Below are 21,496 nucleotides of genomic sequence, written 5' to 3'. Positions count from 1 at the left end.
ATAATGGAAATACATAAAGATAAACCGGGAACTCTATTTTTTGTTTTTTTCGGACTGCTCAGTTTTGTCGGCACGATGTCTTTGTATGACCGATTTGGGAATCTTCAAATGAAAATGCTGGCGGCTTCCGACAACTTGCTTTTTTGCTCTGATGTAAGCATATTTTACAGCCTGTTGCTGACCTTCATTTGTATACCTTACACCGTTAGAAAAGTGATAACTTCCAAAGGCTATCAGGGGCGCTTGCAGCTGCCTTTATCCTTGATTCTTCTAGTGGTAGGGCTGACGCTGCTATGCAATGCTTTTTTTCAATATCAAAATATCGGGAAAAACAGCATTGTCATGAGAGAAGGGCTAATTTCCAGCACCAAACATTACGATATGGAAGATGTCACTTCTGTCCATGCCTATTATCAAAAAGGGTTAAAAGGGGCACTTTACCTGAAGTATGATCTGACGTTAAATGACGGAAAAAAAATCGATGCCGCCTTGTCCGACGAGTTTTACAATAAAGCTGATGAACTTGATAAGCTCCTGCAGCGGCAAGGAATACATATTGAAAGAAGCGGAATCAAAAAGAAAGATCAGGCCCAGCTAGAAAAACATGCGGGTTCCAAGGCGAACTATAAAGTGGTGAAAAGGATCTTAACCGGTACAAATCATAGATAGGAAGGATAAATATGAAGAGGGATGATACGGAAAAACGCGCAAAGGTGAAAGTCATTCAGTTTGATCAACATCAACATGCTTTAACCGAATTAGAACAACACTGTGAAACTTTTGCTGATGTCGGCGGATTAGAAGATATTAAAAAGAAAATCAACATGGACTTTATTTTGCCTTTGCAAAATCCTGAATATTTTAAAGCGTTTGGAAAAGCGACGGGGGGAAGTCTTCTTCTGTTTGGCCCGCCGGGATGCGGAAAAACATTTATCGCGAAAGCGATTGCCGGCGAGATCAAAGCAAACTTTATACACTTGGAGCTTCAAGCGATATTGTCCATGTATGTTGGGCAGAGCGAACATAATCTGCATGATATTTTTGAAAAAGCGCGTGATAACAGTCCTTGCGTTCTTTTTATTGATGAGCTTGATTCGATCGGGGGGAATCGGCAGGGAATGAGCCAGCATCATGACAGGGTGCTGGTCAATCAGTTGCTGATAGAATTAGATGGTTTAGGGACGTTTAATGACGGTGTGTATGTGATCGGTGCAACGAATACACCGTGGTATTTAGATCCTGCCTTACGCCGTCCCGGCAGATTTAATAAGATGGTATTTATGCCGCCCCCATCTGAAGAAGAACGTGTCGACATTTTAAATTTAAAGCTGTCCGGTAAGCCGCATGATCAGATTGATGTACTGAAAATTGCCAAAAAGACTTGCCATTTTTCGGGGGCTGATTTAGAACAATTGGTCAGCGATGCTTTAGATCAGGCGATCGAACGGTCGCTTCAGCAAGGAAAGCTGTCGCCTGTCCATCAGACAGATCTTGAAAGCAGCCTTCAAGGGAGAGTGCCTTCAACGCTTGAATGGTTTTCAACAGCGAAAAACTATGCCATGTTTAGTGATGCGAATAAAGCATATCAATCCGTTCTTGATTATATGAAGAGAAATAAGCTCAAATAGGTGACCTCCGCATTTTAAAGTGTCACCCGGTCAAGGAGAATGATAAGTATGAAAAAGCCGTTTCAATTGTCCGAAAAAATGGCCCGATACCGCGGGCAATTTGAACAATCAGCGCGGGATTTTTTGAAGCTGGATACGAAAAAAGGAAAAACAGGCCGATATGAAAGCAAACTGGCCGGAGATCCTTATTTTCCAAAGTCTGAACAGTATCCTGTCGATTCACAGGGAAAACCGATGAAACTGCTTGCGTAAATTAATTTTTCAGACATGCCCCGCCTTGAGAATTTCCCGGAATCCGGTATTCTGCTTTTTTTTATCTCTGTCAGTGATGATGTTTACGGATTGAATTTTGATGATCCGTGTGAACAGTCGAGTTTTTGCATCAAGTATTTTGAGAATGTCATCGAAAATGAAGACGAGCTTGTCGACGATTTTTCGTTTGTGAAGCTTGAGGATGAGCTGGCCTTTCCGATTGGATGCGAATCCTCACTCACACCTGACACAGGGTCTGAACTTGTCTCTGCGTCCGACTTTCAATTTGAGCGATACGCGGGAAAGGATGCTTGGACGTTCTTTGAGCAATTCGGCGATCAAGAGGAAACGGTGTTCGAAGAATACAGTGAAATGTACGGCGGCTTCTCCCATAAGATCGGGGGCTACGCAGCCTTTACGCAAGATGATCCGCGGGAAGGCGATTATCCGGATCATACCGTTCTGCTATTGCAAATTGATTCTGATGAGAACATTGACGCGATGTGGGGAGATGTCGGGATTGCCAATTTTTTTATAAGGCCTGATGATTTAAAGAATAAGGACTTTTCAAACGTATTATATAATTGGGACTGTCATTAACACAAAAAACAGCTGTCTATTTCAGACAGCTGTTTTGTTTAACCCGTAATAGCCGAAGCGTTCAGGGTAAATAACTCTTCTAGTTCATGTTCGGAAAGCTCGGTGATCCAATTTTCGCTTTGGATGATTTGATCGTTCAGCGATTGCTTCGATTCGAGCATGTGGTCGATTTTTTCTTCAATTGTGCCGGTGGTGATCAGTTTATGAACGTGGACGAACCGTTTCTGTCCGATTCTGTAGGCGCGGTCTGTCGCCTGATTTTCAACCGCGGGATTCCACCATCTGTCATAGTGGATGACGTGATTGGCGGCCGTCAAATTGAGGCCTGTGCCGCCGGCTTTTAATGATAAGATCAGAATCGGAAATTCCTTGTTCTGAAACTGCTCCACCATTTTGTCCCGTTCTAGCTTGGATAAACTGCCGTTCAGAAACTTGACCGGTTCGCCGAATGATTTCTCGAGCAGGCGTTTCATCATATCTCCCATCCCGAGATATTGGGTGAAAATCAGGCAGCTTTCATCGCTTTCGCGAATCGTCTTCGTCAGTTCCAACAGTTTTTCGAGCTTGACTGACCTTCCGTTAAGGAGCTCGCTCCCGGTCTCTTTTAAGTAAAGGGCAGGATGGCCGCAGATTTGTTTGAGCTTGCCGAGCATGCTTAAGATGAGAGCTTTACGCTGCATTCCGGCGAGGCTTGACATATGTTCAAACGTATCTTTGACAAGCTGTTCATATAGTGAGGCCTGTTCTGCCGAGAGCGGGATGAACTCTTTTTCTTCCTGTTTTTCAGGCAGGTTAAGCGCGACTTCCTTGTCCTGCTTTGTCCGCCTTAATAAAAACGGTTTGATCAGCTGCTGGAGCTGTTCGATACGTTTTTCGTCGCGGTCTTTTTCAATCGGCAGGACAAATCGCTTATGGAAGCTGCCAAGGCTTCCGAGATAGCCTTTGTTCATGAAATCGTAGATCGACCACAGCTCCGTCAGGCGATTTTCCATCGGAGTCCCGCTGAGCGCGATATGATGCATGCCTTTCAGCTTTCTGATTGAGCGGGATTGTTTCGTGTGCGCATTTTTAATATTCTGGGCTTCGTCAAGGCAGATGCAGTTCCAGGCGACGCTGCTGAGATCGTCAAAGTCGGATTGGGCGAGGCCGTATGACGTCAAGACGATATCTGCATCTTTGTAACATTCCTGAAACGCTTCACCTTTAGGGCGTTTTGGCCCGTAATGGAGCGCCGCCGTCAGGTCGGGCGCGAAGGTCTCAAGTTCGCGCTGCCAGTTCCCGAGGACGGAAGTCGGCGCAATGATGAGAGATGGCGTTTGTTGTCCCTGTTCTTTTAAATAGGCGAAATAGGCGATCATCTGGATTGTTTTTCCAAGACCCATATCGTCTGCCAGGCAGGCGCCGAAGCCGCAGTTTCTGAGAAAGATCAGCCAGTTCAAACCGTCTTCCTGATAAGCCCTGAGCGTTCCGTCAAAAAATTTGCTGACCGGGTATGACGGGAGATCATCGCGCTGGCTCAGCTTTTTGATCATGTTTTTCAGCTGATAGGACAGTTCAAACCGCACCTCGCTGAATGCGGAAGCATCGAACAGATCATCATCCTCGCGGGTTTCGCTCCGCTCCGTCAGCTCGCGCGCCAGGATGTCAGACATATGAAGCCCCTCTGTTTCTGCTCGCTCCATCAGCTTTTTCATTTGTTTGATAAAATTCGGATCGATTTTAATCCACTGCCCGCGTATGTTGACAAGCCGTCTTTTATTGGCGACAAGCTGCTCGAATTCTTCTTCTGTGAGTTCGATTCCGTTCGTAGCAAAACGCCAGTTGAAGTCCATCAATGCATTCATTCCGACAAAGGACTCGCCGCGGGGAGCCGATGACACTTTCGCTTTCAGCAGCATGTTGCTGTCTCTGACGATTTGCCACCATGACGGTAGCAAAATTTCAATCCCCATGCTGACAAGAGTTTCGCTTGCTTCGGATAGGAAGATCCATGCTTCCTCTTCCGTTAAAAGCGTCGTTCCCGAGTCGATCGTTAGCCACGGCACGATTTGGCGGAATCTGTCTTGTTCCCGAGCGATTTTATCAGCGTATGCCTGCCACGATTTTTTCAGCCTGTTCAAGCCTTCAAAGAACTGAATGGCTCCGCTTTTTTTGTCGCGCAAAAACAGTTCGATTTTCCAATCGTCTCCGTCAAAGTCAGGTTCATTTAAGCGGAGTCCGACAGTAAACGGCATAGGGTTTTCATGCCAGCCGATCGTTTCAAGAAAATCGTCTTCATCAAGAAAGTGGCCCTGAAATGTGGTGACGGCGGGAGAATGTGCGACAATCGATTCCCATTTTGCTTTTAACTCGTCATTGTAGTTGATGTAGTCTTCGACAGCGTGTGAAAACCATTCAGCTGTATAGCCTTCCAAAATCCCTTCTTTATCTTTCCAACGCAGCACCTCTTGCTTCCATGCTTCATAGTCGGGAAGAAAATCTTCATCTGCGATAAACTCATAAATGGTGGAAGCCGTTTTCATCAAAGGTTCGGTTTCCTCGGTGAGATTGATGTCGCTGTACGAATTAAATGAGTTTTTGCCGAGAAATTCGACCGCCATCCACGGAGACAGCAGAACCGCTGGAGTCTCTAAACCGGCATCTTCGAGAAACGTTCCGTAAAAAGACGATTCGTGCCACTGAAACAAATACCTTTCCATTTCATTCCGCGTAAGAAACTGATGATCCTCGTCATGACAAGATAAAATGAATGTATAGTCTTCTGATTGTTCGACATGTATCACGATTTCCTTAAGACTCGCCATCGATCAACTTTCCTTTCTTAAGTTCCTCCTGGAAGGCTCTCAGCCGTTTATAGCGAGCTGAAAACTGCTCCATAAACCGGTTCCAGACATCCTGTTTTTTCGATTTCTTATAGAGGGTGCGCAGCTTTTTTAATTGTTTGACGGCTTCTTTGTAGCTTGAGCGGTTTTTTTGTTCAACCAGCCCGGAAATTTCTCTGTGATAGGAAGGAATCAAAGCTTCAGGGGCTGCTGCTGCGATATCTTTCAAGGCGTTCTGCCCGATCTCAGAGATAGAAAAACCGACAAGGCTGTGGATCTCCATCCACTCCGTAAAGCGGTTTTTGTTATATAAAAAATGGCTGTATTCAGTAAACGTATAAGGAAGGCACTTTTTGCAGTACCGTTCATATACATGCTCTTCTTTTGCGTTTTTGCTGTAATCGCTCAGAAACAGGAAGAATTCGCTTAAAACATCGCGTATTTCCCGGTACGGTTTATCCAGTCTGCAGAAGCCGGATGCAAGCTGTTCAAGGTGTTCGTACCATTTTTTAAGGCGCTTCCAGTCTTTTTTGGCGGTCATGACACTGAGCCATTGAAATGTATAAGGAAGAATCTCAGGTGAAAACGATCCGGCTTGATCAAGAATCACATCGTCGTTTTTCAGCAGAAATTCAAGATGCAGCCTGCCGAATTGTATTTCAGGCGACGGCTCCAGATCGTTCAGCACATCGAGCTCCCGCTTCAGCCAGTTTGGCCGGGACAGAAGTGCACTCCAGATTTCCCCGAAAATCCGCAGCCTTTCATACTGAAAAATGTCTTTCTTGAGCAGCAGTTCCCGAATCGCGCCGGGGGTTTTTTCTAAAAACGGATCAAGGGAGAATGATAGCGCATATGTTTTCAGTTCATCGATTGAGCTGTAGATCGTGTCCATCAGCTGTTCGATATAAGGATTCAGCGAGTAAAAATCTTTTTCAGGATCAATGCGCCCTTTCTCGACGAGCGAATGCATGGCAAGCCATGTCGCAAGAGCCGCGTGGATTTGGTACATTTTTTTCAGCTCCGGCTCCGCAGGCGTCCGCTTTTTTAAAGCTGAAAAATACCCGTAGTAAAGGTATTGCATCGTTTGCTGGTTTTTAGGCGTATGCTCTTCCCATCGTCTGAACTCCGTTTTGAAAAACGATGTCCATTGATCGAGCGTGTGGCTGCGGGGTTTCATTCCACGCTTAAGCTGTCCGAGAATATCCCTGTTTTCGCGGCGTTTTTGCGCTTCTTTCCAAAACTCCGTAAACGTTCCCAATCGATCATATTGTGCATACAGATATAAATAAACGGCAAGCACATGCCGGCAGATGTTTTGAGCAGGGCAGGAACAGCTGCTTTTTTTAACGTCGGCGAGGTCGATGAAGACCTTCACCGGGACCACATCCTGAACGTAAGCACTGACCGTATGCCCGCTCATCGGCTTGACCCGATAGACGGAATCCTGTCTGTATAAAATAAGGGCTTTTTTCATGAGCTGAATGTTAGCTTCTGTGCACGGCAGTACATGCTTAAACTGTTCAGCTGCATCCATCACAACCGTTTTTGAAATCATGTCTTGAAGCATGTCTATCGCTCCTAACCGAATGGCTTTTAAAAAGTTTCCAATCTCTCTATTATAGCTTAATCAATCCGTCCAAAAAAGATTTTCTCAGGAAAAGGACATAAAAACGGATGGCTGTCGAATAATGTAATAGACTATGGCAAATTGATTCTTTACATCATATAATTTGAAATATAATCAGAAATGTTTTAATTTATGGAATCTGAAAGGAAAAGGATATGGATGACAAGGAATTGAATCAGGAAGAATTTTTGAGAATTCTTATGCATGCGTATGACATTGGTGAAAAATCAAAAGACATAACGACGAAAGAACTTCTTGAAGATCTCATTCTTCATATCAAAAATGGATATACGACGTAAAAGGTGTGCAAACTTCGGTTTGCACACTTTTTCGTTCAGCAAAAAGCGCGCAGGTCCTGCAAAAGTCGATATTTAATACCATATAAAGACGCGATTTCCCCGGTATCTCCCGTTATTTGTCAGGATTCATTTCTTTCGGAAACGAAAGAACCATGTATAATCAAAGGGAGGTGTTTAATTTGCTGAAAATTTAAATAAATACGCGAATCCTAGAGGGAGGCTTTTATGAGAGATCATATCGGCTTTAAAGATGTGTTCATCGTTTTGAAAAAAAGATTCGTTCTGATCGCACTGATCACCATTGCGGCCGCTCTGTCCAGCGCTGCCGTCAACTTTTATTGGCTCACACCCGTCTACCAGGCATCCGCCCAAATCCTCATCAACGGCCGTCAAACGTCGAACTTCACCGATATTCAGACCAACCTTGAGCTAATCAACACTTATAACGTCATTATGAAAAGCCCGCTCATCTTAAATAAGGTTAAAGACGAACTAAACCTGCCGGAAACGGCTGAAGACCTGAAGCAAAAAATTACGGTTATCAGCGAAAATGAATCACAGATTGTCAGTATCTCCGCGACTGACAAGGATTATTCCAAGGCGGCGGACATCGTGAACACGGTCGTCGCCGTATTCCAAAGGGACATTGACGGCATTATGGGTGAAAATACCGAAGTCAGCCTTGTTGCGAAAGCAAACCCCGAACATTCGCCTGCTCCCGTCAGCCCGAACAAGAAGTTCAACATCGCTGTTTCTACAGGATTCGGCCTGCTGTTTGGTGCAGGGCTTGCATTTTTACTCGAGCTTTTGAAAAATACCGTTCGAAATGAAGAAGACATCGAAAAAGAGCTGAACGTTCACGTGTTGGGAAATATTCTGTATGTAAAACCGAAAAAAGGACAAGCCCGGAAGCTGGAAAGCTTTATCGGTAAAGACCATACGATCTAAAACGGGAAAACACGGGGAGGCCGCCTATGATCGATATTCATTGCCATATTCTAGCGGACATTGATGATGGGGCAGCATGTATGTATGACAGTATAGAAATGGCTAAACAAGCCGCCCGTCAAGGGATTCATACGATTATCGCCACACCTCACCACCGAAACGGTGTATACGAACACCAAAAAGAGGCCATTCTGGCAGCTGTCTCGAGTTTAAAGACGCGGGTGCAAAAGGAAAACATCCCGGTGCTTATTGCTCCCGGACAGGAAATCCGCCTGTACGGCGAATTGAAGCGTGATCTTGAGCGCGGCAGACTGCTCAGCCTCGCCGGCACAAAGTATTTGCTGATTGAACTTCCTTACCACCATGTTCCGCGATATGCCGAAAAGCTGTTGTTCGATCTACAGTTAAATGGTTACATTCCGATTATCGCACACCCCGAGCGGAACCTTGAATTGATGGAGAATCCTGATCTGCTGTACCGCCTCGTCAAAAACGGCGCGTGCGCCCAGCTGACATGTTCAAGTCTTACAGGCCGCTTTGGCAGAAGCGTGAAACGGCTTGCCCGCCGCTTTCTTGAAGCGAACCTCGTCCACTTTATCGCATCAGACGCCCACAACCTCACGAGCCGATCTTTCTTTTTTGATGCAGTGGAAAGCGATTACGGCCGCGATTTCTTATACGTGTTTACAAAAAACGCGGGCCTTCTCCTGGAAAACCGGGAGATTCATAAAGAAACACCCCGTCCCGTCAAAAAGAAAAAGCTGATGGGCCTGCTGTGAAAGGTTGTTCACAAAAGCCCGTCAGCCAGAATATCAGCGCCGGTTATGCGGCGCTGATTTTTTATATCATCCGTTGAAAGCGACCGGACATCCCTCTCTACAACAGCGGAATGACAAGCCCGCCGTAAGCGAAGGCGGCCACGATCAGGAAAGCCGGATGGACGCGGAACTTCGTCAAGGCCGCCAAAGAGATCAGCGCGATGACAAGTGATTGAACCATGCCGATCGACCGGATCGCGTCACCGCCGATTTCCCATGTCAAAATAAGCATCATCACGGCGATAACCGGCTGAACCGCCAAAGTCATTCCTTTGACGACCGGCGACTGGCGGTAGCGGCCGATCAGCTTGAGCAGCAAAACGAGCACGATGGCCGAAGGCAGCACAGTTGCGATAAGAGCAATGAAGACACCGGGCCATCCGAGCACGCTGTAGCCGACATAAGCGGCGATTTTTGTCGCGATTGGACCCGGCAGCGCGTTTGCGAGCGCAAGCATGTTTGAAAATTCTTCTTTTGACAGCCAGTGAAAATGCTGAACAACTTCTTCAAAATTAAGCGGAATTGAAGCCGGACCGCCCCCGTAGCCCAATAAATTTGCAATAAAGAAAGCCCAAAATAAATAAAAGATGATCATGAAGCGGACACTCCCTTATCCTTTTCCCGGGCCGCTTTTCTTTTTAATTTAAAGTGGAACGCGCCATACGTTAAAAACAGGATGACAATGATGCCGGGATGGATGGAAAACACCTGAAGACCCAAAAATGCAAGAATAAAGAAAAGCACGCCGGCAAGCAACCCGAAGCCTTTCAATGCTTTTTGCCCAAATTCGTAAGCCATGATGCCGAGCATGACGGCGATGACAGGGGTAACAGCGCCGATCATGCCGCTTACGATTTTGGAGTGGCTGAGCACATTAACGGCTGCGAACAAGGCGGCCATCGCAACGCACGTCGGCAAGATATGGGCCGCTGTAGCCACGACAGCGCCCGGAACGCCTTTGACTTTATGACCTAAATATGCCGACATTTTTGTAGCGATCGGTCCGGGCAGCGCATTGGCAATCGCCAAAATTTCCCCGAATTCATCATCATCGATCCATTTGAACTTTGAAACGGCTTCATGACGGATCAGCGGGATAACGGACGGTCCGCCGCCAAATCCCAATATCCCCGTTCTTGTCATTGCGATGATCAGTTCCCGGTAAGGGTGCTTCATTTCGCGTTTCCTCCTATTCAGTTAAAGCTTCATTCCCATTCGGCTCTTATATCGTTTAATCAGCATCTGGCAGTCGACACTCACGACGCCTTTCAGAGGGTACAGGCGCTTCGTCAAAAATTCCTCCATCTCCTGATCATTTGCGAAAATGCCGTGCATATGCAGTTTGCTCGGCCCTGTCATATGATAGAGGCTTGTCACGGCGGGCTCTCTTTCTAAAGCAACGGCAACAGCCTCTAAATATTGGGGTTCGACTTCAACATTGAAAAACACCGATACATGAATTCCAACTTTGACTGGATTGATGACGGCTGTGAATTTTTCAATGATGCCTTCTTCAATCAAGTTGTTGATCCGCGTTTGTACGGCAACTCTTGAAAGTCCCACGCGCTTTCCTAAATCCGTATAAGAGATTCTTCCTTCCTCATGCAAGATCGAAAGGATTTTTTTATCCGTTTCATCAAGAATTAAATTTGGCATATGGTAGTCGAGGCTCACAAATGTCCCTTCCTTTCTGTTTGGTCATGATCATACGAAATTGCTTGTCAATCGCGTTATAAATGAACATTTTGTAAATTGTATCATAATACGGATTTCGATATGAATCATTTTAACGTTTTTTTAATACTTATTGAAAAAGGGTTGTTAGTTTTTCTTCCCTGAAAGTAGCGCCTCCTTAAACGGGCCACTATACTTCAAAGACAAATGGATGCTTGAAAGAAAGGAAGAGAGCTATGGAGAAACTGAAGATCGGTTCGAAACAAATGGTTGTCAGTCCTCATTATCTCGCTTCGCTTGCAGGGAACAGCATCATGGAGAAGGGAGGAAACGCGTTTGACGCGGCTGTGGCAGTAAGCGCGTGCCTTGCTGTTGTCTATCCGCATATGACAGGACTCGGAGGGGATGCTTTTTGGCTGATGTATCACAAAGGAAGTGGTGAGATCAAAGGATACAATGGCAGCGGGCGGTCGGGGCGGAAAGCGGACCGGAATCAGTATAAAGGAGAGCGTGCCATTCCGGTCAGGGGCATGAGCAGTGCGATTACCGTGCCGGGGATGGCGGACAGCTGGGCCGAAATACTGGCGGCATACGGCCGTTTATCGCTTCGGGAGGTGCTGAAGCCGGCGATCATGTATGCAGAAAAGGGTTTCCCGGTCTCGCCCGATCAATGTCAAAACACGGTGAAAAACGCTGAGTGGCTTTCCGGTATGCCGATCACTGCAGATATTTATCTTCCGGGAGGAAACCCGCCCACTCCAGGTGAGCGCTTTGTGCAAAAAGAGCTCGCGCGCACTTTGGCGATGATCGCTGAGAAAGGAAGAGACGCCTTTTATAAAGGGGAAATTGCCCAAGCTTCAGCAGCCTATCTGCAAAACAACGGAGGCATCTTGACCCTGGAAGATTTCGAGCGGCATCAAGGGGAATGGGTGTCTCCGCTTTCCTCTACATACAGAGGATATGCGATCTATCAAATGCCTCCGAATTCACAAGGATTTACCGGTCTTATGGCATTGAATATTTTGGAAAACTACGACTTTGGCATGATCGAGCACGGTTCTTTCGAATATTATCACCTGCTCATCGAAGCATTGAAATTAAGTATTTCCGACAGCAATAAAGTATTGACTGACCCGGCATTTTCCCAAATACCGCTGGGGCGCCTGCTTGACAAAGGGTATGCGCGGGAGCTGGCCGCAAAAATTGGACTGTCGGCTCTTCAGGCGGAGAGCCGGCCGCTCGGCAGTGATACGGCTTATGCTGCAGCAGTAGATGAAGACGGGAATGCTGTTTCGTTTATCCAAAGTTTGTATTTCGAATTCGGCTCAGGTGTGACAGCTGGAGATACCGGCGTCATTTTGCAGAACAGAGGGTCGTTTTTCTCGCTTGATCCTGACCATGTCAATACACTGGAGCCGGGAAAAAGAACTTTTCATACGCTGATGCCCGCCATGGCGTTCAAAGGCGGCAAGCCGAAATTTCTTTACGGAACGCAGGGGGGAGAAGGACAGCCGCAGACACAGACGGCTCTTATCACGAGAATGATAGATTACGGGATGGATCCGCAAACAGCCGTTCATGAACCGAGATGGCTGTGGGGCAGAACATGGGGAGAACGGGTGGAAGGTGTAAGAATAGAAAGCAGAGTGGCGCCCGAAGTGATTGAAAAACTGCGTAAGCATGGGCATCATGTAACCGTTGTCGGCGACTTTGACGGTGTGATGGGTCATGCCGGCATCATCGAGATTGATGATCGAGGTTTCCTGAGAGGAGGAAGCGATCCGAGAAGCGATGGAGCGGCAATCGGTAGTTAACTCCGTTTTCAAAACGCGCAAACGTCAATATGAGAAAAAAACCCGTGAACAAGGAGGATTTGTCCGCGGGTTTTTTTCTATCCGGCTATGAGTATTGATCCGAGATTTCGATGAAATGCTTAAGCGCCGGATTGCGGTTGTCTTTTCGATGTGCGGTAATCCATTCTGCGCGAAGGGGAAAGTCTTCGATTTCTTTGTATACAACATCGAGGTTAAATAATCGTTTAGCCGCTGTAGGCACAACGGCGATTCCCATTCCGGCTGTCACGAGGCCGATCACCATTTGGTATTCTGTAGCTTCCTGGGCGATGTTGGGGATAAACCCGGCTTTTTCACACAAGAAATTAAATTCCGTGTATAAAGAGGGCCACGCTTCTTTGGCAATGACGATCAGCGATTCGTCTTCAAGATCTTTCAAATGTACCCGGTGTTTTTCTGACAGCGGGTGGTGTTTTGGAAGTGCAAGGACACAGTGGCTTTTCTTCACTGTGTATGACTTTAGCTCGTCGTTTCCCAACGGGGGATGCAGCACTCCGATGTCAATGTGTCCGTTTAGCAGTGCATTGACCTGATTGGGGGTTGAAAGCTCCCGAAGATCAATCTGGACGGACGGGTACCGGTTTCGGTATTCTCTGATGATGGGAGGCATGATCTCGTATGTGGCGGAGCCGACAAAGCCGATCACGAGTCTGCCCAGCTCCCCGCGGGCCGTCCGCTGAGCCATGTCGACGGCTTGATCAATCTGGGAAAGTCCTTCCTTGATTTGTTTTAAAAAGACCCCGCCTGCCGCCGTCAGCCTGACGGCTCTTTTTGACCTCTTCAGCAAGGTGACGCCTATTTCACTTTCTAGCTGTTTAATCTGCTGGCTGAGCGGAGGCTGAGTCATGTTCAGCCGAAGAGCTGCTTTTCCGAAATGCAGTTCTTCGGCAACAACCATAAAATAACGAAGATGGCGCAGCTCCATTATTCACTCATTCCTTTCTGAATGCGATTTCAGTCGTTTTACATATTAATTGTAAGACAAAGAAGTATTGGAAAACAATTTCCACAAGATGTATATTTAATAATACAATAATTTTATTAAAAATTCATTGTAAACGAATGAAAATGGAGGAGTGAGGGCTTTGAAAAATGTAGCCGCTAAAAATGAAACTCTTACTGTAAGAGGAGCAGAGCTTGTGGTGGATAGTCTCATTCAGCAAGGTGTCACTCATGTTTTCGGTATTCCGGGAGCGAAAATCGATGCGGTGTATGACGTATTGAAAGACAAGGGGCCTGAACTGATTGTTTGTCGTCACGAGCAGAATGCAGCATTTATGGCGGCGGCAGTCGGACGATTGACTGGAAAGCCCGGTGTTTGCCTGGTGACTTCGGGTCCGGGAGCGTCTAATTTAGCGACCGGTCTTGTAACAGCCAATACAGAAGGAGATCCGGTTGTTGCCCTGGCGGGTGCTGTAAAAAGAGCGGATCGTCTCAAAAGAACTCATCAATCGATGGATAATGCGGCGTTGTTTCAGCCGATTACAAAATATAGCGCAGAAGTGGAAGATGCGAACAACATCCCTGAGGCGGTAACCAATGCATTCAGAGCGGCAGCTTCCGGACAGGCCGGGGCAGCGTTTCTCAGCTTTCCGCAGGACGTTACGGCCGGTCCGGCAACTGCCAAGCCGGTGAAAACCATGCCGGCGCCGAAGCTCGGCGCGGCTCCGGATGAACTAATCAGCGCGGCTATCGCCAAAATACACAATGCGAACCTTCCCGTCGTGCTTGTAGGGATGAAAGGCGGAAGACCTGAAGCGATTGAAGCGGTCCGCCGTCTGCTGAGAAAAGTGAAACTGCCGTTCGTTGAAACATACCAAGCAGCGGGTACGCTGTCTCACGATTTGGAAGACCAGTACTTCGGCCGGATCGGATTATTCCGCAATCAGCCCGGAGATATTTTGTTGGAAAAAGCGGATCTCGTTTTGACAGTCGGCTATGATCCGATTGAATACGACCCCGTCTTTTGGAACGGAAAAGGCGAGCGCAGTGTGATTCATCTTGATGAAATACAAGCCGATATCGATCATGACTATCAGCCTGAAATTGAGCTGATCGGTGATATCGCAGAGACATTAAACCATATTGAACATGATTCTTTGCCGGTTTCCATCGATGAATCATTTGCACCTGTGCTTGATTATTTGAAGAAAGCGCTGGAGGAGCAAAGCGAGCCCCCTAAAGAAACAAAAACGGATCTTGTTCATCCGTTGCAAATCGTTCGCGATTTGCGTGATTTGCTGAGTGATGACATAACAGTGACTTGCGACATCGGCTCCCATGCGATTTGGATGTCGAGATATTTCCGCACATACCGTCCGTATGGACTGCTGACTTCAAACGGCATGCAGACGCTGGGCGTTGCTTTGCCGTGGGCGATCGCAGCAACACTGGTCAATCCGGGACAGAAAGTCGTGTCTGTTTCCGGGGACGGAGGCTTCCTGTTCTCCGCGATGGAGCTTGAGACAGCGGTCAGATTGAAAGCGCCGATCGTTCACATTGTCTGGAATGACAGCACATACGATATGGTTGCGTTCCAGCAGGAGATGAAATACAAGCGGACGTCCGGAGTCGACTTCGGCGGAATCGATATTGTAAAATATGCTGAAAGCTTTGGAGCAAAAGGTTTAAGGGTCAATTCGCCTGACGAATTGGCAGAGGTGCTTAAAGCTGGTCTTGATGCAGAGGGTCCGGTTGTCATTGATATTCCGGTTGATTACAGCGACAACGTTCATTTGGCTGATCAGCGTTTTCCAAAAAACTTTGAGGAACATTTTAGTAAACAAGCCTCTAAGCAATCTTGATCACAGCAAGTCCAGTCATAACAAACAAAATCAAGGGAGTGAAACGAGGAAAATGAAAAGTGCAAGCAAACAAAAAGTGGTTCAGCCCGTTGACAAGAACCTTGACCAGGTCTTTCAGGTCTCAACGATGATATCGTTATTGGACGGAATTTATGACGGGGATTTTTACATGTCTGAAGCAAAGGATCACGGAGACTTCGGAATCGGAACGTTCAATCGGCTCGACGGTGAGCTGATCGGTTTTGACGGTGAGTTTTACCGTCTTCGTTCCGATGGCAAAGCCTATCCTGTTCAAGGAAGCGATTGTTCTCCGTTTTGCTCGCTCGCTTTCTTCCGGCCAGATATTTATCACGAAATCAAGCAGCGGATGCCGCTTAAGGCGTTCGAGGAAGAAATGAAACGGATCATGCCGAGTGAAAACCTGTTTTACGCGATCCGCATGGACGGAATCTTTAAGAAAGTCAAAACGAGAACGGTTGAACTGCAGGAAAAACCGTACGTGCCGATGGTCGATGCGGTAAAATCGCAGCCAATCTTTGATTTTAATGATATTAAAGGGACGATCGTCGGCTTTTGGACGCCGCAATATGCCAACGGAATCGCAGTTTCCGGCTTCCATCTTCACTTTATTGATGAAGACCGCAATGTCGGCGGACACGTTTTCGATTATGAAATCGAAGAATGCACGGTACAAATTTCTCAAAAACTTAATATGAATCTCAGATTGCCGAATACGCAAGATTTCTTTAAAGCGGATCTCAATAAACATGATCTTGCAGCCGGAATTGAAGCGGCCGAAGGCAATCCCGAGTAAATGAAAAAGCCCCCTCTTTAAAAAGGGGGCTTTCAGCTTGTCGACAAAGCCACAAAAAGTGGCTTGATCGACAAGCTTTTTTTGTTAAAATGTGAGTGAAATCTAGTTTTTGGAGGTTTTTCCATGTTGTCTAAGCACTCTAAAGATCAGCGCGAACAGCTTGAAGTCTTTGCCTTAAGTGAACTTGTCCCGGAAGACCATCTGGTCAGGAAAATAGAAGAAGCCATGGACTTTTCTTTTATTTATGAAAAAGTTGCTCCCCTTTATTCTTCAAAAGGGCGCCCAAGCATTGATCCCGTTGTATTGATCAAAATGGTTCTGATTCAGTACGTGTTTGGCCACCGCTCGATGCGCGAAACCATTAAACGGATCGAAACCGATGTCGCTTATCGCTGGTTTATTGGATATGGATTTTCTGAAAAAATCCCTCATTTTTCAACCTTCAGTAAAAACTATGAGCGCCGTTTTCATGATACGGACCTATTTGAAACAATCTTCTATAAAATCTTGCGTCAGGCCATGGATCTCGGTCTTGTCGACCCGTCGGTCGCCTTTATCGATGGAACCCATGTCAAAGCCAATGCGAATAAGAAAAAGTTTGTGAAGAAGATTGTGAGAAAAGAAACAAGAGCTTATCAGGAACAATTAGATCGAGAAATTAATGCCGATCGCGAAGCCAACGGCAAAAAGCCCTTAAAGCCCAGGCAATGCTCAGAAGAACGGGAAATAAAAGAAAGTACGACAGATCCTGAGAGCGGTTATTTTGTAAAAGGTGAACGGGAACGTCTTTTTGCTTATGGTTTTCATACAGCTTGTGACCGGAATGGATTTGTGCTGGGGGCGGTTGTTGAGCCTGCCAATATTCATGACAGCCAAGTGTTCACGACCCTGTTTCAACAGGTGAAAGAGCACGTCGCTAAGCCTCATACAGTCGCAGTTGATGCCGGATATAAAACGCCGTTTATCGCAAAGTTTCTAAGTGATCAAAATGTCCGTCCCGTCATGCCTTACACTCGACCACAAACTAAAAAAGGGTTCATGAGAAAACATGAATATGTATACGATGAATATTACGATGCTTATATTTGCCCTGACGATCACGTTCTGACATATCGCACAACCAACCGTGAAGGCTATCGGATTTATGCATCAGATCCAAACCGATGTGAACACTGTTCTTTTCTGAAGCAATGTACGGAAAGTCGAAATCATCGAAAGATGATTCACAGGCATCTCTGGCAGGATCATTTGGATGAAGCCGACCATCTTCGCCACACGGATGAGAATAGGCGAATCTACGCCAAACGCAAAGAAACGATCGAACGAGTTTTTGCGGATTTAAAACACAAGCATGGCCTGCGCTGGACAACCCTGCGGGGAAAGAAAAAATTGTCCATGCAGGCGATGCTTGTTTTCGCTGCCATGAATCTCAAAAAGCTGGCGAATTGGACTTGGAAAAGTCCAATTCGCCAGCATTCTCATCGAAAAAACAGAATAAATTGGACAAAAATAGGTCGGATTATAAAAATCCGACCTATTTTGTCAACGGTCTGAAAGCCCCCTCTTTAAAAAGGGGGCTTTTTCTTCTTTAAAAATTCGGTTGCGAAAAAGTCCGGAATCCGGCGGGCCGTTTAGCTTATGCTTTCATTCCGGCAATCAAAACCGCTTTCAGACAAAAAGACACCGGATGCCCGTTTTCATCGTGGACGATGTTAAACATGTCACGGCAAGACTGGGACGGTTCTGACAAATGGGCATGGATGGCTGCCTTTCTTTGTTCAGGCACGGCGCCTCTTCGAAGCCAGCTCTCGTAATCGATCGGAAGATTCCATCTCTCCAGGACGGCAAAATCGAGTCCGTTCTCTTCAAACAGCTTCTGCCATTCGTTCTCTGAATATTCCCTTACGTGTGACGGGTCTCTCAATTGATTGAGCCGATTTATAAATCGGTCTAAAGCTTCGTCCTCCGGCGCACAATGATCGATGAGGAGAAAGGAGCCGCCTTTTTTCAAGACGCGCGCTATTTCCTGGATGGACCGGCTGATCTCCGGAAAATGGTGGGCTGCATACCGGCATGTGACAATATCAAAAGACTCGCTTGCAAAATCCAATTGTGCTGCATCGCCTTGAAGAAAAACCACATTTTCAGCATTTTTCTGTTCGGCAAATTGAGCGGCGGTTTGAACCATTTTTTCTGTAATATCGATTCCTGTGCAATGTTTGACAAAAGGCGAAAAGGCAATGGCCGTATGTCCCGCTCCGGTTCCGATATCAAGCAGGGTTTCACCACCGGTCAGATTTCGGCAGCTGACCATGGCATCAAGATCTTTTCCCGATGAGAACAGCGGCTCATCGCGATATTGCTCCGGGTTTTTTGAAAATTGCCGTTGCGCGCTAGTTTTCATTTGTATCATCCTCCTATCGGCTATGTATTTATATTAGGGGAGTCGACAGCCATCAGTCTAAGATATAAAATGTATGAAAATGATAGGCGGAAACTATGGGGGTGCGGGTATTGGATATGAGGCTTTTTGAATACGCGGCAGAGATTTTCAAAAAAGGCAGTTTTACAAAGGCGGCTGCCAGCCTGCATATCGCTCAGCCTTCACTGAGCCAGCAAATAAAAAAGCTGGAAAGCGAGCTTGGCTTTCCGCTGTTTTACAGAAACAGAGAGGGGGTCTCGCCGACTCCTCAAGGGATGCGCTTCATCCGAAAAGCACAGGATATTTTGCGGTCAAGAGATGAACTGCTGTGTGAAATGCGCGATCAGCTCGAGGAAATGGGGACGGAATTATCGATCGGCGTTCCCGCTGTCACGGGAGGATATCTTCTTCCGCCGCTCCTGAAAGCCTTTCTGAAAAAGCATCTGAACGTACAGGTTCAGCTGATAGAAGATTCGCCGGCGGCATTGGAAAACATGACGGAAAACGGAGCGGTGGATCTGTCGATTCTCCCTTTGCCGATTGAAAATGACAGGCTCGCGATCCGGCCGATACTGACCGAGCCGCTTTTTTTGGCGATTCCAAATGAAAGGGAGAGCTGGATGACCGGCCAATTGCGGAAGCTCATCGATTCGGTCCGGTCGAATCCCGAAAATTCCCCTCTTGCTTTGAAAACTGTCGATTGATGTGCCGTTTATTTTATTAAAAGAAGGCTACGGCTTCCGTAGAATGGTACTCGATTTATGTGCGGAGGAAGGGTTTCAACCGAAAGTGACCTTCAAAACAAGCAGCATTGAAACCGCCCAATCTCTCGTTGAACACGGAATGGGGGTCACGGTCGTGCCCCGGATGGTCATGCGAAAAGAGTCTGACAGAATCGTCTATGTTCCTTTACAATCCGATCCGTCCCGGACGCTTGTGTTTGCTTATTCGGAAACATGCTATTTGAGCCGGGCGGCAAAAGCGTTTATGGAGATGGCCAAAAAAAAACAGACCTCCATGTATGAAGAGGTCTGATTTTGTCGTTACTTTTTCGTTTCCAGTTTGAGCGGTGCGGGTATCGTTTTTTCAACTTTTTTACCGTTCAAAATATCGCGGGCCGCTTGTACGGCGAGCTTGCCGATCAATTCAGGCTGCTGGGCAATCGTGGCCGACATGTCTCCGGCCTTAACCGCCTTAACCGCATCTTCATTGCCGTCGAAGCCGACGACAAGAATCTCTTTCCCTGAGCTTCTGATCGCTTCAATCGCGCCGAGCGCCATTTCGTCATTATGGGCGAAAACCGCTTGAATATCAGGATTTCCTTGAAGAAGGTTCTCCATGACGTTCAACCCTTTTGTCCGGTCAAAGTCGGCTGTTTGCTTGGCGATCACATTCAGCTTGTCGTCAGCGGTCTTATGAAACCCTGAGCCCCGTTCCCTTGTTGCCGATGCGCCGGGGACGCCTTCAAGTTCAGCCACTTTTGCGCCTTTGCCGAGTTGCTGTACGATAAAGTCTGCTGCCATTTGCCCGCCTTTTACGTTATCTGAAGCGACGAGCGTTTCTACTTTTCCGTTTTCGGCGGAGCGGTCAAGGGTGACGACCGGGATGCCAAGCGAATTGGCCGATTGGACTGCCGTTGAGATGGCGGAGGAGTCGGCCGGATTGATCAATAAAGCGTCAACGCCTTGCTGCAGAAGATCTTCGACATCATTCGTCTGCTTTGCTGAATCATCCTGTGCATCGACGACAATCACTTCAATCCCTTGTTTTTTGGCTTCTTTGACAACTCCGTTTTTTAATGAAACGAAAAACGGGTTTTTCAAAGTCGAGACAGATAAACCGATTTTGATATCCGTTCCTTTTTCTTTATTTGGCTTTGCCCATTCCGGCGGCTCCAGCGAGCAGGCGGACAGAAACAGAAGCGCCAATGCGGTGAAAACCGTTAATGTTTTTTTCATCAGTATGCCCTCCTTAAGCGGATTTCTTGCGGTCCAGCAGGACTGCGATCAAAATGACGACACCTTTGACGACCATTTGGAAAAAGGAAGAGACGCCAAGCAGGTTCAAGCCGTTGTTCAACGTTCCGATGATCAGAACGCCGATGAGTGTGCCGGCAATTCGTCCTCTTCCTCCGGCAAGGCTTGTACCGCCTAATACAACCGCGGCAATGGCGTCGAGTTCATAGGAAGTGCCTGCCGTCGGCTGGGCTGAGTTTAGCCGTGACGTCAAGATGGCTCCAGCCAACGCGGATAATAGGCCGGCAAGAGAATAAATCATCATTTTGACGCGCGGAACTTTAATGCCCGAGATCAGGGCCGCTTTTTCATTTCCGCCGATTGCATACGTGCGGCGGCCGAAAGGTGTTTTGTGAAGGATCACCCAGAGGATGATAAAGGCGGCCGCCATAGTTATCGCAGGGACGGGGATGCCTAAAAAGTAGCCGCGTCCGAAAAGCTGGAAGCCGTAGTGATTGCCGAGCCCTGTAATCGGATTGCCGTCTGTGTAAACCATCGTCAATCCGCGGAAAATCGTCATTGTCGCAAGTGTTGCGATGAACGGGGCCATTTTGCCCTTCGTGATTAACAGCCCGTTGACCAAGCCGAGCAGGGCTCCGATCAGGCAGCCGATGATGACGGCAAAAACAGGATCGATGCCGCCGGCGATCATGCCGGCGATCAATGCGCTCGACAGCGCCAAAATCGCTCCGACGGAAAGGTCGATGCCGCCGGTCAAAATGACAAAGGTCATGCCGAACGCGATCAGCGCATTAATAGCGACTTGTCTTAACAAGTTTAAAATATTTAACGGTTCTAAAAAGCTCGGGTTTAATACTGATACGATGACGACGAGAATAATCAGGCCGAGAAACGGACCGAGCTTTTGCATTACAGAATCGACATTAAGGCTTTTTTTTACAGCCGGTTGAGTTTTCATG

General features: G+C 47.0%; 18 protein-coding genes and 2 pseudogenes. 11 read left to right on the top strand and 9 right to left on the bottom strand.

Features of this window, described 5'->3' with window-relative positions:
* Window positions 1-3: 3 nt before the first annotated feature.
* The 3 genes and pseudogenes from MKZ04_RS14530 to MKZ04_RS14520 all read left to right on the top strand — a co-directional run bounded on the left by MKZ04_RS14530 (window position 4) and on the right by MKZ04_RS14520 (window position 2,480).
* On the top strand, window positions 4-669 hold the full coding sequence (locus tag MKZ04_RS14530) for a hypothetical protein (RefSeq protein ID WP_023857140.1): 666 nt from the start codon (window positions 4-6) through the stop codon (window positions 667-669).
* Between the two features lie 11 nt (window positions 670-680).
* A complete protein-coding gene (locus MKZ04_RS14525) occupies window positions 681-1,628 on the top strand; it encodes an ATP-binding protein (protein WP_025810669.1) in 948 nt (315 codons plus the stop codon).
* 48 nt (window positions 1,629-1,676) lie between these two features.
* Window positions 1,677-2,480: pseudogene (locus tag MKZ04_RS14520) on the top strand (YwqG family protein).
* Window positions 2,481-2,518: 38 nt separating this feature from the next.
* Here the strand turns inward: MKZ04_RS14520 and MKZ04_RS14515 are convergent.
* Both MKZ04_RS14515 and MKZ04_RS14510 read right to left on the bottom strand, forming a co-directional pair.
* The gene (locus tag MKZ04_RS14515) at window positions 2,519-5,284 is read right to left on the bottom strand and encodes a DEAD/DEAH box helicase (protein ID WP_149169770.1); all 2,766 of its coding nucleotides are present in this window, start codon (window positions 5,282-5,284) and stop codon (window positions 2,519-2,521) included.
* Window positions 5,271-6,869, bottom strand: coding sequence for an SWIM zinc finger family protein (locus MKZ04_RS14510; RefSeq protein WP_149169771.1), 1,599 nt, complete (start codon window positions 6,867-6,869; stop codon window positions 5,271-5,273). Before MKZ04_RS14510 ends, MKZ04_RS14515 begins: the two co-directional genes overlap by 14 nt.
* A 215-nt stretch (window positions 6,870-7,084) precedes the next feature.
* On the opposite strand from MKZ04_RS14510, the gene MKZ04_RS14505 reads away from it, so the two are divergent.
* The 3 genes from MKZ04_RS14505 (at window position 7,085) to MKZ04_RS14495 (ending at window position 8,955) form a co-directional block, all read left to right on the top strand.
* Window positions 7,085-7,228 (top strand): hypothetical protein, encoded by a 144-nt coding sequence (locus tag MKZ04_RS14505; protein WP_020453188.1) that lies wholly within the window; start codon window positions 7,085-7,087, stop codon window positions 7,226-7,228.
* 225 nt (window positions 7,229-7,453) lie between these two features.
* Window positions 7,454-8,176, top strand: coding sequence for a YveK family protein (locus MKZ04_RS14500; RefSeq protein WP_096748360.1), 723 nt, complete (start codon window positions 7,454-7,456; stop codon window positions 8,174-8,176).
* Between the two features lie 26 nt (window positions 8,177-8,202).
* Window positions 8,203-8,955, top strand: coding sequence for a tyrosine-protein phosphatase (locus MKZ04_RS14495; RefSeq protein WP_020453186.1), 753 nt, complete (start codon window positions 8,203-8,205; stop codon window positions 8,953-8,955).
* A 97-nt stretch (window positions 8,956-9,052) separates the two neighbouring features.
* Here MKZ04_RS14495 and MKZ04_RS14490 read toward each other — a convergent pair whose 3' ends face one another.
* The 3 genes from MKZ04_RS14490 to MKZ04_RS14480 are packed head-to-tail and all read right to left on the bottom strand — an operon-like array spanning window position 9,053 to window position 10,650.
* On the bottom strand, window positions 9,053-9,589 hold the full coding sequence (locus MKZ04_RS14490) for a chromate transporter (RefSeq protein ID WP_096748359.1): 537 nt from the start codon (window positions 9,587-9,589) through the stop codon (window positions 9,053-9,055).
* A complete protein-coding gene (locus tag MKZ04_RS14485; protein ID WP_023857146.1) occupies window positions 9,586-10,170 on the bottom strand; it encodes a chromate transporter in 585 nt (194 codons plus the stop codon). The genes MKZ04_RS14490 and MKZ04_RS14485 overlap by 4 nt, the downstream gene beginning before the upstream one ends.
* 21 nt (window positions 10,171-10,191) lie before the next feature.
* Window positions 10,192-10,650: an Lrp/AsnC family transcriptional regulator gene (locus MKZ04_RS14480; RefSeq protein ID WP_206761243.1), complete on the bottom strand. Its 459-nt coding sequence runs from the start codon at window positions 10,648-10,650 to the stop codon at window positions 10,192-10,194.
* A 254-nt stretch (window positions 10,651-10,904) separates the two neighbouring features.
* On the opposite strand from MKZ04_RS14480, the gene ggt reads away from it, so the two are divergent.
* Complete coding sequence (ggt, locus tag MKZ04_RS14475; protein ID WP_149169772.1) at window positions 10,905-12,482, top strand: gamma-glutamyltransferase; 1,578 nt, start codon at window positions 10,905-10,907, stop codon at window positions 12,480-12,482.
* Window positions 12,483-12,567: 85 nt separating this feature from the next.
* Here the strand turns inward: ggt and alsR are convergent, their stop codons facing one another.
* Window positions 12,568-13,446, bottom strand: a complete 879-nt coding sequence (alsR, locus tag MKZ04_RS14470) for an acetoin biosynthesis transcriptional regulator AlsR (protein ID WP_149169773.1) — start codon at window positions 13,444-13,446, stop codon at window positions 12,568-12,570.
* 160 nt (window positions 13,447-13,606) lie between these two features.
* Here alsR and alsS point away from each other — a divergent pair, with 160 nt between their 5' ends.
* The 3 genes from alsS to MKZ04_RS14455 all read left to right on the top strand — a co-directional run bounded on the left by alsS (window position 13,607) and on the right by MKZ04_RS14455 (window position 17,693).
* Window positions 13,607-15,325, top strand: a complete 1,719-nt coding sequence (gene alsS / locus MKZ04_RS14465; protein WP_020453180.1) for an acetolactate synthase AlsS — start codon at window positions 13,607-13,609, stop codon at window positions 15,323-15,325.
* A gap of 52 nt (window positions 15,326-15,377) precedes the next feature.
* Window positions 15,378-16,139, top strand: coding sequence for an acetolactate decarboxylase (gene budA, locus MKZ04_RS14460; protein ID WP_023857150.1), 762 nt, complete (start codon window positions 15,378-15,380; stop codon window positions 16,137-16,139).
* Window positions 16,140-16,262: 123 nt separating this feature from the next.
* A complete protein-coding gene (locus MKZ04_RS14455) occupies window positions 16,263-17,693 on the top strand; it encodes an IS1182 family transposase (RefSeq protein ID WP_035338155.1) in 1,431 nt (476 codons plus the stop codon).
* Between the two features lie 82 nt (window positions 17,694-17,775).
* Here the strand turns inward: MKZ04_RS14455 and MKZ04_RS14450 are convergent, their stop codons facing one another.
* Window positions 17,776-18,543, bottom strand: coding sequence for a class I SAM-dependent methyltransferase (locus tag MKZ04_RS14450; protein WP_033155066.1), 768 nt, complete (start codon window positions 18,541-18,543; stop codon window positions 17,776-17,778).
* A gap of 110 nt (window positions 18,544-18,653) precedes the next feature.
* Here MKZ04_RS14450 and MKZ04_RS14445 point away from each other — a divergent pair.
* Window positions 18,654-19,596: pseudogene (locus MKZ04_RS14445) on the top strand (LysR family transcriptional regulator).
* 8 nt (window positions 19,597-19,604) lie between these two features.
* Here the strand turns inward: MKZ04_RS14445 and rbsB are convergent.
* On the bottom strand, window positions 19,605-20,519 hold the full coding sequence (gene rbsB, locus MKZ04_RS14440; protein ID WP_025810678.1) for a ribose ABC transporter substrate-binding protein RbsB: 915 nt from the start codon (window positions 20,517-20,519) through the stop codon (window positions 19,605-19,607).
* A gap of 13 nt (window positions 20,520-20,532) precedes the next feature.
* Window positions 20,533-21,495, bottom strand: coding sequence for a ribose ABC transporter permease RbsC (rbsC, locus tag MKZ04_RS14435; RefSeq protein WP_020453175.1), 963 nt, complete (start codon window positions 21,493-21,495; stop codon window positions 20,533-20,535).
* Window position 21,496: the final 1 nt, after the last annotated feature.

Origin of the sequence: Bacillus sp. FSL W7-1354, from assembly GCF_038002405.1 — a bacterium.
Taxonomy (GTDB): Bacteria; Bacillota; Bacilli; order Bacillales; family Bacillaceae; genus Bacillus; species Bacillus paralicheniformis.
Note: the sequence above shows the minus strand (reverse complement) of the source record. Positions and strands in the feature narration are given on the sequence as shown.